At 52.4% G+C, this 18,268-nt stretch carries 9 protein-coding genes and 1 pseudogene; 6 read left to right on the top strand and 4 right to left on the bottom strand.

Annotated elements, in window-relative coordinates; all coding sequences use genetic code 11:
• Positions 1–1,044 precede the first annotated feature (1,044 nt).
• Positions 1,045–1,361 (bottom strand): annotated as a pseudogene (locus A6X21_RS07415) (transposase); the annotation flags it as partial.
• Positions 1,362–1,410: 49 nt separating this feature from the next.
• Entirely contained in the window at positions 1,411–2,343 is a 933-nt protein-coding gene (locus tag A6X21_RS07410) for a hypothetical protein (RefSeq protein WP_068846976.1), read from the bottom strand.
• Between the two features lie 2,477 nt (positions 2,344–4,820).
• Here A6X21_RS07410 and A6X21_RS24300 point away from each other — a divergent pair.
• From A6X21_RS24300 to A6X21_RS07370, 5 genes are all read left to right on the top strand, one after another.
• The gene (locus tag A6X21_RS24300; protein WP_131818233.1) at positions 4,821–5,543 is read left to right on the top strand and encodes a hypothetical protein; all 723 of its coding nucleotides are present in this window, start codon (positions 4,821–4,823) and stop codon (positions 5,541–5,543) included.
• A gap of 1,432 nt (positions 5,544–6,975) precedes the next feature.
• A complete protein-coding gene (locus A6X21_RS07385) occupies positions 6,976–11,103 on the top strand; it encodes a leucine-rich repeat domain-containing protein (protein ID WP_068846971.1) in 4,128 nt (1,375 codons plus the stop codon).
• Positions 11,104–11,724: 621 nt separating this feature from the next.
• A complete protein-coding gene (locus A6X21_RS07380) occupies positions 11,725–13,872 on the top strand; it encodes a hypothetical protein (protein ID WP_165603713.1) in 2,148 nt (715 codons plus the stop codon).
• 43 nt (positions 13,873–13,915) lie between these two features.
• Positions 13,916–14,167: a hypothetical protein gene (locus tag A6X21_RS07375; protein ID WP_068846969.1), complete on the top strand. Its 252-nt coding sequence runs from the start codon at positions 13,916–13,918 to the stop codon at positions 14,165–14,167.
• 192 nt (positions 14,168–14,359) lie between these two features.
• Complete coding sequence (locus tag A6X21_RS07370) at positions 14,360–14,755, top strand: transposase (protein ID WP_110766442.1); 396 nt, start codon at positions 14,360–14,362, stop codon at positions 14,753–14,755.
• 236 nt (positions 14,756–14,991) lie between these two features.
• Here A6X21_RS07370 and A6X21_RS07365 read toward each other — a convergent pair whose 3' ends face one another.
• Together A6X21_RS07365 and A6X21_RS07360 are read right to left on the bottom strand one after the other, a co-directional pair.
• Positions 14,992–16,344: a tyrosine-type recombinase/integrase gene (locus A6X21_RS07365; protein ID WP_068846967.1), complete on the bottom strand. Its 1,353-nt coding sequence runs from the start codon at positions 16,342–16,344 to the stop codon at positions 14,992–14,994.
• 476 nt (positions 16,345–16,820) lie between these two features.
• Positions 16,821–17,033: a helix-turn-helix domain-containing protein gene (locus tag A6X21_RS07360; RefSeq protein WP_068846966.1), complete on the bottom strand. Its 213-nt coding sequence runs from the start codon at positions 17,031–17,033 to the stop codon at positions 16,821–16,823.
• Positions 17,034–17,663: 630 nt separating this feature from the next.
• Between A6X21_RS07360 and A6X21_RS07355 the strand changes: the two genes are divergently transcribed.
• On the top strand, positions 17,664–18,221 hold the full coding sequence (locus tag A6X21_RS07355; RefSeq protein WP_131818232.1) for a hypothetical protein: 558 nt from the start codon (positions 17,664–17,666) through the stop codon (positions 18,219–18,221).
• Positions 18,222–18,268 lie beyond the last annotated feature (47 nt).

Below are 18,268 nucleotides of genomic sequence, written 5' to 3'. Positions count from 1 at the left end.
TGCTGTGCTCCAGAGAAGTACTCTCCACGCTGACCCGATGATTGGATTTCGAGAAATCAAGCTCCCGAATTACTTTCTCGAAAAAGAAAAGTCGAAAACACGAGCTCGTGGAACCACTCGACTTAAGTTAAGAGAACTCATATTTCGGGGCATCGAGTACATCCTAATCAGTAAAAACCGATTCACTCAAGAAAGAATTTGCAGGGTGCCGACTTCAAAAATTCCCCGGTGAATGACATCTCACACTGACTCACTACCCGCTCGCATTTTTTTCCGAGATCATCACGGAATCGGCTCAACTGGAAAATACTTTTCGAGAAATCATCCCTCTCGAAATCTTCGAATTTCTGCTGCGCAGCGAAATTTTAGCTATCCAGGAAAACGTGGTTGTTACCGCTCGGTGAAGTCGAAGTTTTGCATGAATCCAGCTATTTTTTGATAACGAGAAAGAACTAGCAGTGCGAATCGAGGGACATCGAAGCCTAGCATAGCAGATATCCCGGAATTCATCGGCTTCGCGAATTCTCACATTTTTCACCCTTTTCCATATTACTCTGCAGCTCATCAGACGTCTTTTCAGAGAAATGACTCACAACTCCCTCTCAGCGAATGCGCTTCTATCAACACTTTAATTTGTACCGAATGGCTGTGATTCATTAAAAAGCATTGAATCTTCCTCGAACTACAAATCGTCACGACGCCACATTCTCTGATTCGAGAAGTTCGTCTCTACCAATTTGGAATTCGCAGATCCGCAAACTCGTTGGATCGGCTTACCGAAAGAAGCTGACATTGATTTTCGTCCCGATTTGTTGATTCGTCATTTTTAGCAATCCGTTGTGCAGTCTCAGAATCTGAGACTTGAGCACGGCTAAGACAATCATTGGCGAAGTGCTGGCCACAGGGATCATCACTGCAGCGCAGGCCGCCACGGCCGCCTCCGTCACCTATGTCGCCACGCCGAGCCTGGCCGGGGTCGCCCTGACCCATTTGATAGGAACCTATGCCGGTTTTCTGACAACGACAGCCGTACCTGCGTCCATTCCGCACATATGCGACGGTCCGTCGTCGTTTCGCCGGGCTCAGAAGTTTCCCGAAGCATCTTCTCGCAGAATGGCCTTGTCCAATTCCGCATCGGCTAAGAGACGCTTGAGACGGCTGTTTTCCCTCTCCAAGTCCTTCAGCCGTTTCGCCTGGTCCAGCTTCAGGCCACCATATTCCTTCCGCCACTTGAAATAGGTCTTATCCCCGATTCCGCACTGGCGACACGCTTCCTTGATCGCTTTCCCTTGAGCCGTCAACACGTCCACTTCACGCAGCTTGTGGATGATCTGTTCCGGCGTGTAACGCACCTGTCCCATCCCGAACCCCTTTCTCAAGTCAAGAACCAGAACTTTGACCACACATGGTCTACCAAATTCCGGTTCCGTTATAAGGGGCTAGGTCACTCTCTGGCGCGTTGGTCAACAGTGTCCATCGCGCCAACTCCCCGCCCGCCTCGTCCAGGATGCGACTGACCACCAGACGCAAACGCAGGGGCGGACCGCTGTGATCCTTCTGGACACCCCCCACGCGGGTCTTGTGCGGACGGTGCAGCACCACTTCTGTCTGGGCCACCTGCTGCCGGGCCGCCACGCCCTTGTGCGTTACCCGGGACTGTTCCGAGAACGCCCCGTTTTCAAGCAGTTTTACGCAGATTTCCGAGATCATCGCCGGTTCGCCGTTCCACAGCACGCGGCGGTCGTCGCAGCGCACCAGAAACAGGTGTCCCGCCGCCTGCCACCGGCGGAAGTGACCCAGCGAATCGGCCTCCCGGTCGATCACATGCACCACCGGCCTGGACAGACCCCAAGTAGCGGAACGCTCCATGACAGCTTCGATCTGGTAGACATGGGCCTGGTCGACCGGTGGCGGAACAGGACTGGTCGAATGCACGGCGTCGGCCGTCTTCAGATGCAGTTCCACGGGGGCGATCGGCGTGCCGTCGTGGGCGTCCATCAGGAGCGAGGTGGTCAGGTCGTAGCCGATGTCGTGTTGGTGGGTCAGTTGCCTGCGGTCGGCCTTGGAGGTGTGCGGGCAGTAGTCGATCTTGGACCAGTCGTGGACGAGGAGAACAACCGGTGCGGAACTTGCGTGGCAGGCCTCGACCCCGGCTCGCCGCAAGGGCACGACCAGTTCGGGCAATCCCACGCGCGGGTTGTTGTAGAACCGCCAGGCGGCCTGGGCCAGGGAAGCGGCCTGGGCGGTGGCAGGCAGCAGCACAGGTCCGGCCGCAGTGCGCGGAGAAACGCTCATCTGGGACCTGACCAGCATGAGGTAACGCGATTGCAGACGCCGTTCCATCGGCGGACGATGTTTTCCATCCTTCAAACCATAAACGATATACGACAATGTGTAGATACCAATGCGCGTCCTCGCGGGAGAGGGGGGGGGGGGAAAACGTTTAAGCCATGGCTGTTCGGAACTTGCGATCGGTTGGACTGAGCCAATGGGCAAAAATCTGTGGCGAATCAGCCAATGGTGAGAGCCTCAACTACGCTGACGAGAAATCTGGTCGACGCCAAAAGACGACCACTGCTTCACAAGGTTATGGCTTAAGGTCCTTCACACAATGGTGCTGGAGAAAAAGGAAGAACAGGCTTAACACGAGCCGCACCTCTGGAACGACAGAAAATGAGAGTTTAGAGCGAAGAGGACCGAAGCGTGGGCCTCCAACTCGACACCGTGCACTCGAAAGAGAATCCGGAAGCAACGCTCTACGACGTATCGGCATATAGACCAACGAAATAAAAAGTAAAACTGAGGTCAGCACTTGGATGCGGCCCGGAAGTGACAGTCCGAATGTAAGGAGTATCTGCAATGGCTAACTCAATAATTACGCTTCCTATTTGTGCATATTTAACACGTTGTCTATCACTTGTTTACACTACTGCAGCATGGGCCTGTGTTACTATCACAGTAACTGTGTTGGTTGTTGTTGAATTTTTACTTTGCGGATTCCTGTTTATGTATATTCAGGCTTCGGCTGGAGGGCTTAAGTGGTTCTGGGAGCCGGCGGTGGAGATTAGCTGGACAAGTCTTTACAATCTGACTGTGATTGCTCTTGTATGCTTGTTAATTAATGGATTGGGGCGATTGTTAGAGGATCTTTTACTCACTTTATCTGTCTGGTATAGCGAAAATCGCTAGAAGCTGAACTCGCCTCACTATCCAAGCCGGATGTTGAATTGACATCGTCCTACTATGATTTCGGTCCTTCCGAACTATCAGAGATAACCATTAGCGAACGAGGGCCACAAGTCGGTCGTCGTGATATTGGAGAGGCGCCCACAGGTCCATGCGAGTACGAAAGCGTGAATGCCTCCGGAAGGTTTGATTGGATACAGATCCTGCCAGCCTTTGGCTGCCCTTTGCGGATCGCCACACAAAACATGGCAAACTTCGACGAGATGCCCCACTGAACATTGGAGCGTGAAAACAATCGCGATATGGACTTTGCGCGAGCCACTTCCAAGACGACAAACACAGTGTGAGTTCAGAGGGACAACATGCACAAGGTGCGCTCTCAGCTCGACAGCATCCCCACAAGATAGAACAAGAGATCGGCATGCTATGAGCTTTCAATAACGTTCCTTAGTCAACTAGCCGCATGAGAGAACCGCCAGCAAGGTGGGCGTATTCTCGACGAAAGCTCCGTACAAAACAACTCGCAGGGGAATTTGCTCAAAGAGAGCTATTGCGGCGATTGCTGGCTGCTAATCCTTCTCCAGTCCAAAGGTGGTGAATTCAAACAAACCACTTTTCTTTCCTCTAACCAAAGAGTGACGCCTTGTCTTTTCGCGAAAGAGTGGTTTCGACTGTGTTGGCAGAATCGCAGCAACGCGGCCAGGACGTGCCTATGCTCTCCACCTTTTTGGCAATGTCCCAAAACGTCACAGCGCTGCCAGCAGGAAAAAGGACGTTCTCCAGGAAATCATGGAGCCTCGCATCCACGACTTTCGCCGACCTGCTCGATCTCTGTACATGCATCGAGGCAGAGGGATTGTCGCTGGATGATGCCACGGCGATCGTCGCGACACTCCCGGAGTGTCATCACCATCTATCAGCTCGGACAGCTTTAACTGATATTGAGAAGGAGTCCAGTTTTCGCTATCGCGTCTCTTTGTACATTAGTTACGTGGTCGTTCCGGCTTTGGCGCGGACAGGATGTTGGCGCCGGGCGGTCCGGGTCGCCACAAGGACAGCGCGATTTCTCACAAGCGAGAGGTCTCGTGAAATCGCTATCATAGTTCGTTCCAACGAACTTCCCGATTATTGGCTCTCTCCCTTACTGGCGAGTTTGGTGGTGCACTGGCCAACTCAGTCCACAGACCGGGTGGTCGCAGACGGTCTCGAGCGTGTCGAACCATCAGCGATTTTTTGGCGTCTTCGCCTCCTGGGTCCCCTGTCTCCGTGCGTCATCCTACGTACTGCGGCCTTGTGCGTGGTTTCAGACTACGGCCATGGCAGGGATTTCGTTTGTCAAGCAACGACCATCGCGCAAGAAAATCACGAAGTAGTGTTGGGGTTGGCTTTTCGGTTGCATGCAGCACTCGCATGCAGAACCACTCGAGACGTAGTTCCAGAGACACCGCAAGCTGCGGAACCTCAATCAATCGGAACATGAGCGCATCCGGGCCAAAGTCCTGTTTGACCCGGGCCTAAGTCGCAATTTCTCGTCAAGTACAGGACTAGAAAGTGGTTTTTTTCGTCAGTTCGTCGGCCGTGAGGCCATTGCCCAGCTTCGCGCCGGGATTGTCCCTGCCAAGTTTTCTGAGTGCGTGGCGCTTGTCGCCCACTGCCTCGGGAAGGAGTCTCTGGTCGAAGGGCATGTTGCAGTCGCTTACGAACTCTTGCAACGCTCCTGGCAATTCTCCCAGCTTTTCGGGAATTGCACTTACTGGTCGCAGTCCGACACGGATGAGCTCCGCGTGCGACTCGCTGTCCTTCGACGGGTCTGCCACAAAGGTGGCGACGAATCTGGGCAGGGCATCCTCACGCAAGTCGAGCCTGATATCGCATTCGAAGTGGGCGACACCGCATGGTCGTTGACCGGGACGCAAGTTCGCCAGCACGACAAAATGGATGTTGGGGATTTGTTTGTGCCTCGCGATGCACGCGAGCGGAAACCCTTTGAAGGGGCGTTGCTGGATGTTCCGTTGCAGAGTCTTTCGTATGACGACAACCTGAACTGGAAACAACTCGCAAGTCATTGCCGTAGGGAACGAAGTCCCTTCCTGCGTTCGCTTGGTTGGATGTTGATTGCGGATCATCTCTTGCTTCGGGGGCAAGCCAACGACAGTTCTGCTGGGCAGTTCGCGATGGCGGCTGTCAGCACCTCCTTGAAGATGGGGCACCTCCCCCTGCAGATGAGAGCGCATCGAACGGCTGGATTGATCTTCGCCGAGAGATCGCAACACATCGACGCAGAACATCACCATCACCGGTCGGATGAACTCCAACGTCAAATTCGCGAACTCGCGGGACGCGCTTCGGCGATTTAGTGCCGACAGTTGTACAACCGGTTTTAGTCACATCATGCGTTGGACTCTACATGAAGACACGAGACGTCTACATGTTCCAGCGGCCGTCTCATGACAAGCTGAAAACACGAACTGACTTTGACTTTCACGTCGCGCTAACAGGCCTGCGCGGGACGGAAAGATCGACACAACACCGCCATTCCGGAGCTTTTGGAGCTGGTCGCTTTCCATTCAGGCGCCGTCACCATCAATGCTCCGTAACGACAACACGGGGGGAACTCACAACTGCCATCGCCCTGCGGGTTCGCGAATCCGCATGGGCCTACGTGCTGGTCTTGTAGGGCAACCCGGGTTCGCAGTAGCGGAACCCTGGCGGAACAGTTCTATTCCGGGTCTCTTGGCGGGAAGAGGTGCGAGCCGACGACCAACGGAAGCGGCCATTGATGAAAGAATTCGAGATATATCTGGCGATCGACGTGCTGGGAATCTCTCCGCCTCGTTTGGAGCGGATGAGGCGGACACCCCTCATGGGGCCTTATCGCGAGACGGTGCGGTCTGGAAAATCAGTGCATGACACATGCAAGAAGGGATAAAACAGTCCGCTCAGGGATTTGTCGGTCATAACGGGATCGGGAATATGTGCTAACTGAGCCTGGGATCTGCTATTTTGGGACGATAACACAGCCGCCGGGATGTGGGACGAACTGCCGCATGAAAACATCGCGAGGTTAACCTCGGTCGAAAACGGCCGTGCGGTCCTGCGAAACTGCAGGTGAAAATGGCCGCGCCCAAATGAGCAGATTAGTGAGGAGTCAAGGTAGGGCGTCAGGCCCGTTTTGTTAGATTTCACCGAGCTGCTCTTAACGTGCGATGTCACATGGAAGAATGAAAAAAAATTTGACAACAATGAAGGCCCATCCAACAAAAGCGAGACGGCTTCCCTATTGAAGTCCTTAATGAGAATTCTCCGCGAACGCTTTTACGCTTTTTTTCAATTTTCATACAGATCCACCAATCCTTCCGAGGCATCCCAGATTAAGAATCTGACCGGACCGTGAAATCGTCAGTAGTTCAATGAGCCTCTTATAGAGAGTGGATTTCGGGAATTCTTTGAGCGACTCACTTGTTGGTAGACGCAGCTTACGACAGTGACTCGATTCGCCAGCATGGAAAGTGGATATGTACGACATCCTGCATCAATCCGCAGGGAACCGGAAAGCGGAGACACGTTACGTCCAAGAACGCTACCAGCACCGGAACATGGTGAAGCAGTTCTTCAGCGCCTTGCAAAGATTCCGCGGCATGCTACCCGAAAGGCAACGAAAGCTAATAACTTCGCGAGTTTGCTCTGGCTCACCACCGAGCAAACAAAGCTGCCTCAAATCTCCATGGGGCCACCCAGGACAAAGACAGCTCCTAAGAACACCACATGTGAAGAGAGGGGGTAGAGGTAATGGATTCGCCCGCTATACAAAATGGCAAGAAGCGTTCTGAATGTGATTTTTTCCTCATAAATACTCATGGTGGAAGATTACGCTTCCCCGAAGTGTTGTTCAATAAAATAATTGACTTTGCAATTGTCTCGTGTGGACGAAATGTTTGCGAAGCCGTACACTCTCAGGTTAACACGCGTTGCGACCAGGGTACATCACATTTTTTTCGGGTAAACACTCTCTATAAGGAAAAGCTCATGAAGTGTCTGATCTATGCCGCCATGCTCCTTACTCTCTCCGCAGCAGCCTATCCTGAGAGTCGCCAAGTTGCTCTCAGCAATGATTATTTGGTAGCAGATGCGGGGACAGTCTCTTTTCCGCAGGATGACGGTCCAGATAAGGTCTTCTCAGTTGACGTCACTGAACTTGACCTGAGTAGCAACTCCAAGATTGACGACGCACAGCTGATGAAGCTTCGGCATTTCAAGAATCTTGTGATGCTCGATGTTGGGGGAACACGAGTAACGGACGCCGGCCTCAAGGAGATTGCCAGGCTGACGGACCTCATAAACCTCAATCTTCGTCAAACACAGGTGACCGATAAGGGCTTAAGTGAGCTCAAGGGTCTTCACAAACTTCGGTCGCTTGATCTCACTTATGACACGACTTCCTTTGACGGCGTGGTACGGCGAGTGTCAGACGCCGGCGTCGAGGAACTGACGGCATTGAAGGAGCTTACCACGCTCAAGCTACGCAACGCTCAGCTGACAGACACAGGCCTTGGACGACTAAACACGCTTGACAATCTAGTATTCCTTGACATCAGTAGAACAAGAGTAACCGATGCGGGAATTCCAAGCCTGGCGAAGATGAAATCACTGGCTGAGCTTGATTTAAGTTATACACAAGTGACTAACGACGGGCTGAAAGAGTTGCATAATCTACACTCGTTAGCTTCTCTAGGTCTTGCTGGTACGCAAATATCAGATGCTGGCATGAAGCACTTAACGAACATTAACAACCTAAAGTCCTTAGACTTGAGAGAATTGCCAGTTACAGACATCTGCATAAAGGAGCTCAATGAGATAGAGCACCTGCAATCTCTTAATCTCAACCAAACAAACATTACGGATTCCGGTATAAGTGAGCTTACGAGCTTCGCTGAGCTGACCTCGCTTGGAGTTGATTTAACGAGAACGACGGATGCGAGTCTCAGACATCTAAAAGGAATGAAGCTTCTTACACAAATTGATGTGGGTGAAGAGGTTCGTGATCAAACTTTGGCTGCACTGAAAGAAGCAGGTCTGTTGCATGCATTGCGTCAGGCGTCGGCCAGCAATGGTGAGCGACCAACCTGTAACGAGGAAGTTATTTCGCTTGATCTTTCCAGGTCACCGGAGATTACCGATCTCGGGCTCCACTGCCTGAGGGAGTTCGTGAATCTTGCATCCTTGAAACTTGATGCAAAGGTTATGACGGATAGAGGGTGCATGGAGCTGAAGGAGCTTAAGAATCTCAAGGTTCTCATTTGTGGATATACTGACCAGGTTACAGATCAGGGATTAAAGGAGCTGAAGAAACTTGAGAAACTGACTATCCTTGACCTTTATGGCCCGCAGTTGACGGATGTTGGATTGGAGGCACTCCACGAGCTCGACGAGTTAATGTCACTGAATTTGATTGGATGGCAAGTAACCGAGAACGGTCTCCGTGAGCTTTCAGCTTTTGATAGACTTAACACAATTGTACTTCTTGATTCCGATATCACTGATAATGTGTTGGCCGCATTGAAGGAGGCAGGCGTTCTTCATGCACTTGATGTTAGTGGTAGCAGTCTGAATCGTCCAAAACGTCCTGAGGATGTGACTTCTCTCAACCTAAGTGGTACGAAGGTTACAGATCTCGGCCTCAGGCAGTTAAAGGACTTTAAACGTATTGCTTCTCTAAACCTTCGTGGCACGCAGGTAACAGATGTCGGCCTGAATGAACTGAAGGAGTTCAAGAATCTCACATCGCTCGACCTCTCCTCTACGCAAGTAACAGATGCCGGCCTGAACGAACTGAAGGCGTTCAAGAGTCTCACATCGCTTGACCTGAGGGGAACGATGGTGACGTCTGCTGGGTTGAAGAATCTTATGGAGTTTAGAGAGCTGACCACTTTGGACCTGAGTAACGAGCAATTCACAGATCAGGCCTTGGTGTTGTTGCGGCAAGCGGGGCTACTTCATGCGCTTCCTGAGGCCTATGCAGCCGATCGGAAGCGGGCCACTACCACGGAGGAGGTTGTTTCGCTCGACCTCTCCTTTAGGCAAGTGACTGATGCCGGACTCAAGGAACTCAAAGATCTGAAGCAGCTGACTTCGCTCAACCTCTCCAATACGCAGGTAACGGATACCGGACTCAAGGAACTCAAAGATCTGAAGCAGCTGACTTCGCTCAACCTCTCCAATACGCAGGTAACGGATACCGGACTCAAGGAACTCAAAGATCTGAAGCAGCTGACTTCGCTCAACCTCTCCAATACGCAGGTAACGGATACCGGACTCAAGGAACTCAAAGATCTGCAGCAGCTGACTTCGCTAGGCGTCGCCGGAACAAACGTGACAGACTCTGGGCTGAAGATGTTGAGGACTTTGGAGAATCTCTCAGAATTGAATCTGGAAGAAACTCTGGTCACGGGTGAAGGGCTGAAGATCCTGGAAGGATTGAGACTTCACACAATCCGTCTCAAGGATAGTGAGATAGACGATCAAACGTTCGCCTCACTTGGAAGCATAGGCTTGCTCCATGCGCTGCCTATATGTTTACAGGCTGGCTATGGGCGACCGACGTCGGAACTGGATGTTGCGATTATTGAACTTCGTGACACGCAAGTTAGCGCTGTGGGGTTGAAGCAACTGAATGTGTTTCAGGCGCTTCGCAAACTAGACATTGAGAACGCGCGAATCTCTGACGACCTTTTGGGGAGCCTGAAGGAAGCAAGACTTCTCCATAGCCTGGTTCAGGCGAACAGAGACTACAAGTACCCGTATATGAAGCGTCCCACCAGCGCACAAGACGTAGTTGCAATAGATCTTGGTGGCGCTCAAGTAACTGATGCGGGACTGAGGAAGTTGAGTGATTTCGAGCAGTTGGAGTCGATTAATCTTGGTGGTACGAAGGTGACGGCTGAGGGATTGCTAGAGCTGAGAATGTTCAGTCGATTAAATCTGTTGGAGATTTCCGACATTGATGATGAGGTTCTGCAGTCTCTGCGGAGATCTGATAAGCTTCACACCCTTCGCAAGGCTAGCGCTGTCGACGGAGGGCGGCCGAGACGCGCAGAAGATGTGGTCAACCTCAATCTCTACAATACGAAGGTCACGGATGCGGGCCTAAAAGAGTTGAGCATTTTGAGCAATATCCAAGTGCTTTCGATCCAAAGTACCGATGTTTCCAATGAAGGGTTGGGCGAGCTTTCCGCACTCTCGCAGCTTTCGTCGCTTGATGCTAGTTACACACATATCTCGGATATTGGACGGCTGAACCTTCCAAAGCTTGAGTCTTTGAATCTAGCCGGAACTAAGATCTCTGACAATGGACTTGCGGAATTAAGGGGGCTTTCGCACCTCACTTCAATTAACCTATCCCGTACTTCTGTTAGTGATAAGGGTTTGGAGGAGGTTGGAAAACTTCTGAAACTCACCTCACTTAATCTTGTTGATACCGATATCTCAAATGTTGGCCTGAAGAAGCTTAGAAGTCTGGCTCATTTGAAATCAATCTCCCTGAGCGGCGAGAAAATATCCGATTCTGGGATAGAGGAGCTATGTAATCTCGAACAGCTGGCGTCGCTGTCGCTTTACGACACAAAGATCACGGATGCCGGGGTGATTAACATCGCTAAATGCAAACACCTTAGCACTCTTACCTTGTCCGGTTCGAAAATAGGTGATGATGGAGTTGCTGCACTCGGAAAGGTCAACAGCCTTGCCGATCTCGATCTTCGCAGAACCAAGGTGACGGACAATGGATTGCTAGAGTTAAAAGGGCTTAACAATCTTGTGACTCTCGATGTCTCTGGAACAGCTGTCACAACTGGTGGAGTGAGAGCATTTCGCAGTTGTGCGCCGTTAGTCAGAGTGGGGTATCAGGACAGATGGCGATGATCTCGACCCCGGCGAACGCCAGTGACGGATGTCGGAGTCGACGGACTTCGTACGAACCAGCCCAATTGCGAGGTGATTTGGAGAAAACCTTTTCACTGAGGACATCCCGGAGAGTTAGTTGATCATGACTTTGACAACGCTCAGGTGGCCGGACGTGAGACCGCCTGTCGGAGTCAAAGAACCACGTCAGCGCCTTAATTGTCGAAGTGAGGCGTTTGTCTTGAGTATCATCGCGATAGCGACTCTGCTTGATAAGAATTTTTAGTCGCTCACCTTGAACTAGTTTGACAGACGATAAAAGGTGGTGTTTGGGAGGAAGTTGCCTTCGGCTTTTGTTTCAACAACATGCCATCGCCATATGGGCCGATCGAGTACCACACCGTGGGTGATGGACATTCCCCATCAAAGAACTCGGGACAGTTCGCGTATAGCCAGTGGATGGTCGTATCCAGATGATTGTGCATACACTCTGGGACCAATCTAATGAACTGTGTGTGGGCATGTGAAAATGAAGAATCGGAAGCAGGGGCGAGTTCAAATTTCATGGCATCGAAAGAGCTGAGGTGTCATCTGTCCCTAACACTAGTTGAAAAAATAATCCCCATTTCTCTGGAGTGTGAAGTGCTGAAACTCCTGTTTGGACCCTGCCTCACTTTTTGCCTTCTGTTCCTGGCTGGATGTTCCCAGGCGATTCAGCTACCTGGTCGCGGGTCCATCCCGATTGACGTGACGACGCTGGATCTCAGCGATAATCGGGGCATCACGGATGCTGAACTAAAAGAGATTCGGAGACTAAAGCAGCTTGTCGCTCTTTGTCTTAACGGCACGTCGGTATCAGATGCCGGAATGCCTGACCTTTGTACGCTGAAGCAACTCGCTCTGCTAAATCTATCGAGAACGCAGGTGACGGATGCCGGGCTGCAGGAGCTCAAAGAGCTAAAGCAGTTGACTATTCTTGTACTCAGTGACGATCAAGTCACCGACCGGAGCTTGGCGATATTGCGTAAGGCGGGCTTGCTTCACGCCCTTCGAAAAGAGGTGACCAACGACCAGTGGCCCAAAGGCCTGGAAGAAATTGGTTCACTCGACCTCTCGAAAACAAAGGTGACGGATGCCGGACTGCGGGAGCTCAAAGAGCTGAAGCAGCTCTCATCTCTGCAGCTTAGCGGCGACCAAATCACAGATCAGGCGTTAGTGGCGTTGCGGGAAGCGGGGCTACTTCATGCGCTTCGTGAGGCCTATGCAGCCGAATGGAAGCGGGCCACGCGCGCGGAGGAGGTTGTTTCACTCGACCTTTCAATGACGAAGGTGACAGGTGCTGGACTTCGGGAGCTCAAACAGCTCCAGCAGCTAATATCTTTGAAACTCAGTCGCGACCAAATCACAGATCAGGCGTTAGCGGCGTTGCGGGAAGCGGGGCTACTCCATGCGCTACATGAAGCCGAAGCGGTCGGTCGCAAGCGTCCCACGCGGCCGGAGGACGTCGTTTCGCTCGACCTTTCCAGAACGCAGGTGACTGATGCAGGACTGCAGCAACTCAAGGATCTGAAGCAGCTGGCTTCGCTTGACCTCCGCGGTACCCAAGTAACGGATGCGGGCCTAAATGAGCTTAAAGAACTGAAGCAGCTGACTTCGCTCAATCTCTCCGGAACGAAAGTGACTGATGCTGGACGGCGGGAGCTCAAAGAGCTGGAGCAGCTCAGTTCCATAGAGTTCAGTCGGGAACAAATTACAGACCAGGAGTTAGCGGTATTGCGAGAGATGGGTCTATTACATAGGAGCCCTCGTGCCAAAGCAGCCAATGGCCAGCGACCCACACGGCTGGATGCAGTCATATCGTTTGACCTCTCTGGAACGAAGGTGACTGATGCCGGGCTGCGGGAGCTAAAAGAAATGAAGGAGCTGGCTTCGATCAACCTCTCCCACACGAACGTTACAAATACCGGACTGAAGGAGCTCAAAGAGTTCACACATCTGACTTCTGTAACTCTCCCTAACGAGCAAATCACAGATCAGACGTTGGTTGTCCTGCGAGAAATAGGCTTGCTTCATGCATTAAGTCGGGCCGAAGCAGCCCGTGGCAAGCGGCCCACAAAGCCTGAGGAAGTCGTTGCACTCAACCTCTCCGGTACGGAGGTAACCGACGCAGGGATTAAGGAATTGAAGTTGTTTCCGAACCTAGTCTTTCTCAGGCTCTCACATACTTCCATTACGGACTCCGGGCTGGCGGAGGTATGTACCCATAGCAAACTGCGTACTCTCCAGATCGACTACACCCAAATCACTCCGACAGGCCTAAGAAAACTTAAGGCCCTCACAAAACTTACAGAGCTAAGAGCCGATACTACAGATCATACACTATTAGTGCTTTCAGAAATCCAATTGCTTCATACCCTCTTTGGTGAGCGAATATCACTCATCAGTAAAATGCCGGTCATCTTTGAAAAGGGAAATCATTTAAGCCTAACGGGTGACAAGGTTACGGATGTCGGGGTGCGAACGCTAAAAAACCTAGATCAGCTAACATCGCTTGATCTGAGCGGCACAAGCGTGACGGATACAGCATTAAAAGAACTGCAGTCATTTCCGAACCTACGTGCACTTAAATTAAACCACACTAACATCACCGATGCAGGACTGCAGCAGCTGAACGACCTTCCGGCACTAATTGCGTTAGATGTGAGTTTTACTAACGTGACGCACTCCGGTTTGGAGAAGTTTCAGAAATCAAAGAAATTGAAGTGGCTTGGACGGGGAGGTGTCATCTAACTGACGAGATGAATTTCCACCTGCACCTTCCTCGGGGCCGGTCATGGATGCCCATCTGCCGGATGTGAAGTATCAGCCTGTCGCGAATGTTCTGCCCGATCAATCCCCTACATGGCCTTGGGGTGGGGGGCGAACGCGGATTCCCCACGAAGTCGTTCTCTGGGGCGATCTGGTTCTTGCTGATCACAGCCTGCCGTTAACGCGACGTCCCAAGAAACATTGGCTGCTCTGGAGATACCGCACGCGAGCGGCTGGCCTGCTGGGAGCAACTGGGGATCTGGCGACGGTTGCATGAAAGGATCCTGGAAGAACTCCACAAAGAGCAGGCCTTTGATCTGGAGGTGGTGGTCGACTCGACCCATGTCCGGGCCTTCGGCGGCGGAGCCGACAGCGTCCGCAGCAGCATTCACAAAAAACACAGGGGCAACCGCCGAAGAAAGGGGTGCAATACACGATCATGGCCGACGGCAAGTGAGGCCCGTAGGCGATTATCTCGACCCCGGCGAACACCAGCGACCATCAATGCCTGCTCCCCGTGCTGAATCGATATCCGGTGGTGAAGGGTGTTCCCGTCAGGCCTCGACAAAGACCGCGAAAGCTCTACGCTGACGCCGGCTACGACGGCGAAGCGGCCGGCAAGGAGCTGGAAAGTCGCGACATCACCCCCGGCATCCGCAAGAGGAACACCGAAACATGGAATTGGGTTGGGGAAGATCCCCCGGTGATTCAATGGATTGGGGTGGTGGAGAGGACCAACAGCTGGCTGGGCGGCTTACGCCGGTTCGGAATTCGCTATGACCGCCACCAGACGATCATCGATGCCTGGAACCACCTCGCCATAGCCGCCCTCTGCCACGGCGTACCGATTAGGCAGGCCGCATAGCGCTTAAATAAAACTGAGGTTTTGTGTCAGCCTCTTACTATCAGAGGGGCGACTTGCGGAACCTGACTATAAGTCTCGCACCACCGAGTATTCGACTACCCTCCGACTACCACATGTGAGTGAAATTCACTGAAATCCAGCGGAAGCGAATGACCGCTATTGAAGTAGTCTTTAGTGTGTGTAAACTCAATAGTGTCAACACTTTAATGCTGTAGTCCTGGTAGCTAAAAAGGGCTTCACACGGTGGAAGTCACAGGTTCGAATCCTGTATCGACCATTTTACGTACGCTGCCTGCCTTATCAGTAAGCATCAGAGCCCCGCAAAACAGCTTGTTTTGTGGGGTTCTGTCATTTTCTGGGCAGTGGTCTGCCACTTCGGGAAGCGTCCTGATGGCTCCTGACTGCACCGCTTTCTGCACCACTTTCCGCGTCGGTTCAAGCGATGATTTGGACGCCGATTCAAAATGGGAATCGAGCGTCTGCCGGTAATGGTCAACTGCGATGGTTTCGGAATGTCCCAGCCACCCTGCGACGACGTGGCCGGGAAATCGTTCAGCCAGTTCCGTGGAACATGATGCCCGGAGATTCACCCAGAGCCGTGGCCACGGTGTCAGACCCGCTTTGCGGATGATTCGCGTGAATTGCGTTCTCAGGTTGACTGACTTCCAGCCAGTGTCTGATTTGGCCGCATCTCGCCGCAGCCGTTCGAAGACGAACTCAGTCCCATCTTCCGCCAGTTCTTGCCGCTCCATCAAGGGGGGCAGCAGTTCGGGGAACAGTGGTATCTCTCGTGACTCGTGGCCAACGTGGTGTTCTGTCTTTGGGCTCGAGATCCGAATGCGGTCACGTTCCCAGTCGATGTCTGACCATCTCAGCCCGACCGCTTCGGAAGGGATTCTCAGACCGCCGAACCGGGCCAGAGAGACCAGAAGCCGCCATTCGGCATCAGGACAAGCCGCAATCACCCGTTCGATGGTCGTTCGATCAATGAACCTCTGTCTTGCGGGGTTCGTTTTATTGCTGGCTCGAAGTCCTTCAAACGGATTCTCTTCGATCAGCTTGTGCCTTACCGCCGAACGAAAGATCGACCGCGCCAGAGAGAGTCGCCGGTCAATCGTGGCGGGTGACAATTTTTCACGACGAAGGAATCCCTGAAAGTCATCCGCCATACCGGGAGTGATCTCCGCGAGTGCCACTTCGTTCCCGAAGCATTTCCGCAGATTCCGCACACCATGCCCGATGAATACTAGCGTCCCCCCTTTCACGAGCGATCGCTGCTTCTCCATGAACTTATCAAGAAATCCACCCAGAGTCGCAATGGTCACAGGTTCCCGGCGTGGCACCAGTTCGAGGCCGGGCCGCGATAGCTTTTCGTGAACATCATCCGGCAAAGTGCCGACCCATGCAGCGAGATCAGTTGGCCAGGGAGATCCTGATCGCTGGCAGGCCACGAGAGCTTCCAGCCGTAGCTTAAATGAACGAGCCGCTTTGATGGGGGTTTTCCCCAATCGAATGGGCCGCCGCCGTCCATCAGAACAGACGACTTGCAATGTGATGTTACCAGAAGCATCTTTTGAGAGACTTGCCATTGAATGAACCCCTACAGTTCGAGTGAGCTTGATGAATCAAACGACATTACGAATCACAGACAGTGAGAAAAGTTTGTCAGTCTATTGAGTGTTTCACGAGTCAGCCGCGGCGGCCAGTTCGCCTTCCTGAATCCTCCGCGATTCCTCCATCACGTAAACGGTTCGACGCCATACGCCCCTGTCGAGAAGACTGGAATCTCATAGCGAAAGCGATTTTCCAGGAAGATGGCTCTGTTTGTCTGGTGGCCTGGTATGTTCACTTCTTCCCACTGCCAACCATCAGTTCCTGATCGACAGGCCCGTTTTTAGAACGTGGATGCCAGGACTTCTCGTCACGATAAACCTTTCAAGACGTATTCTGGCTCCCCATCAGAATACCGCTGAGCTGTTGAGTCTCCTGCGAGGTCGACTCGAACCTCTCTGTAAGACCTCAATGCAGTTCAGCTGTCTTCTTTGGGAGATCCGGACAACTTCAATCACGTCGTGGACTGACCCGCGGAACGTAACAATTCGAGAAGTGTCGCCTGGTCGAATAAGACACGTCGCCCCAGCTTCCAGGAGGGAATTTTGCCAGACCGTACATGGCGGTCGAGAGTGGCGATTGAAATCCCCAGGATTTTTGCTGCGGTCTGGCGATCCACAGCGACAGATTCAAAGCCAGGTTTGAACTCATGAAAAATGTCGTACATGGTGATATTTCTCCATATGGGCTGAATCCATTCCGAGAATGCTGCTGCACAAGCAGGTATTCACTCCCTGTTTAGAAGGGACATTCCTGGCTGTTCATCAGGGAACGAGCACAGAGGTCGGGAATGGCTGTCTCAATCGAACCTCCTCTCGGCATGGCGTGATATGGCACAGAGCTTCAAGACTCATCGTAGCGCTGGAGGGTGATCCGCGCTAGTGAGGTTTTTGATGTTTCGTGAGAATTCCCGGCATGACTTTCACGACGGCCGTGGAACGCAATCTGGCCACTCATTTCTGGAGCGAGACGCAGCAGCTGTTGTCTGAGCAGAATTTTCTCCTCTTGCGCTCACGCCAGAGATATGAGGAAATAGCGAAAGCTCGATGTGTGCAGATGTAGTACATCGCCCTGTTCCACACCCTCGTTTTTGGGCGAAAAAGTGATGCCGCGTTCTCCATTTGGCGACTATTTCTTCTTCGAAAAGCAGATTCCGGGTCCCACATCCCCAATTCGGGAGCCAAATTGGCGGGAATTGTGGTGCCTTCTGGCGAGGAAACACCCTGAGAAACGCCTTAAAGACCCCTGGTGTCTGCGTCTCTTGAAGTGCTGGGAGCTGCGGGAGCGCATTCCCACCGTGAACGATCACATCGATGAAGCCGTGCTGATGGCCGTTTCCTTACGGGAAACGGATCCGTTTGTATCGGCTGAAATCGAGGCGCGTCTGCTGGCTCATCAGACAGTGAGTGAGGTTGCTGCTGTGGTGCAATGGCCCGAAAATGCCATTGTGGCTTATGAAGCTCTGTTCTTTGAAGTGTTGCCTCTTTTGAAGACATCGATCTCCTGGATTCAGCATAACGCTGTCAAATTTCGGCCTGTGGAAATCACAAAAAGCCATGAATACAGCTATTTCTGGAAGGTTGTGGCCTATCAATCGGGTCTCACAGAACTGGAGCGATATCTGACTCCTGAGTTGCGCACACTCGTGCGAAGGTATGGGCTGTTGGGATATCTGCGAGAAGAGAGCCAGCTGACACGGGAAGAGAAGCTGAGAGTTCTACGGATCCTGTCCCCCCGCGATACGCCCCGGCATCCCCGGCCACAAACATGCAAACTGGTTTATGCCGCTGAAAAACTGCGGGAATTGAGAGCTCAGTGTCAGTGGCTTCAAACCGTCTGTAATTCCCAGCCCTAGGGGTTCGGGAAGGGTCTGATGACTCCTGCACAGGACCAGACTGGGTG

Origin of the sequence: Planctopirus hydrillae (genome assembly GCF_001707835.1) — a bacterium.
GTDB lineage: Bacteria > Planctomycetota > Planctomycetia > Planctomycetales > Planctomycetaceae > Planctopirus > Planctopirus hydrillae.
This window is presented reverse-complemented; position numbering and strand designations above follow the sequence as displayed.

Excerpts from the sequence above, each read along its gene's own strand:
- A6X21_RS07410 (WP_068846976.1), bottom strand. The coding sequence starts at position 2,343 with ATGGAACGGCGTCTGCAATCGCGTTACCTCATGCTGGTCAGGTCCCAG.
- A6X21_RS07385 (WP_068846971.1), top strand. The coding sequence starts at position 6,976 with ATGGATTCGCCCGCTATACAAAATGGCAAGAAGCGTTCTGAATGTGAT.
- A6X21_RS07375 (WP_068846969.1), top strand. The coding sequence starts at position 13,916 with ATGGATGCCCATCTGCCGGATGTGAAGTATCAGCCTGTCGCGAATGTT.
- A6X21_RS07365 (WP_068846967.1), bottom strand. The coding sequence starts at position 16,344 with ATGGCAAGTCTCTCAAAAGATGCTTCTGGTAACATCACATTGCAAGTC.
- A6X21_RS07360 (WP_068846966.1), bottom strand. The coding sequence starts at position 17,033 with ATGTACGACATTTTTCATGAGTTCAAACCTGGCTTTGAATCTGTCGCT.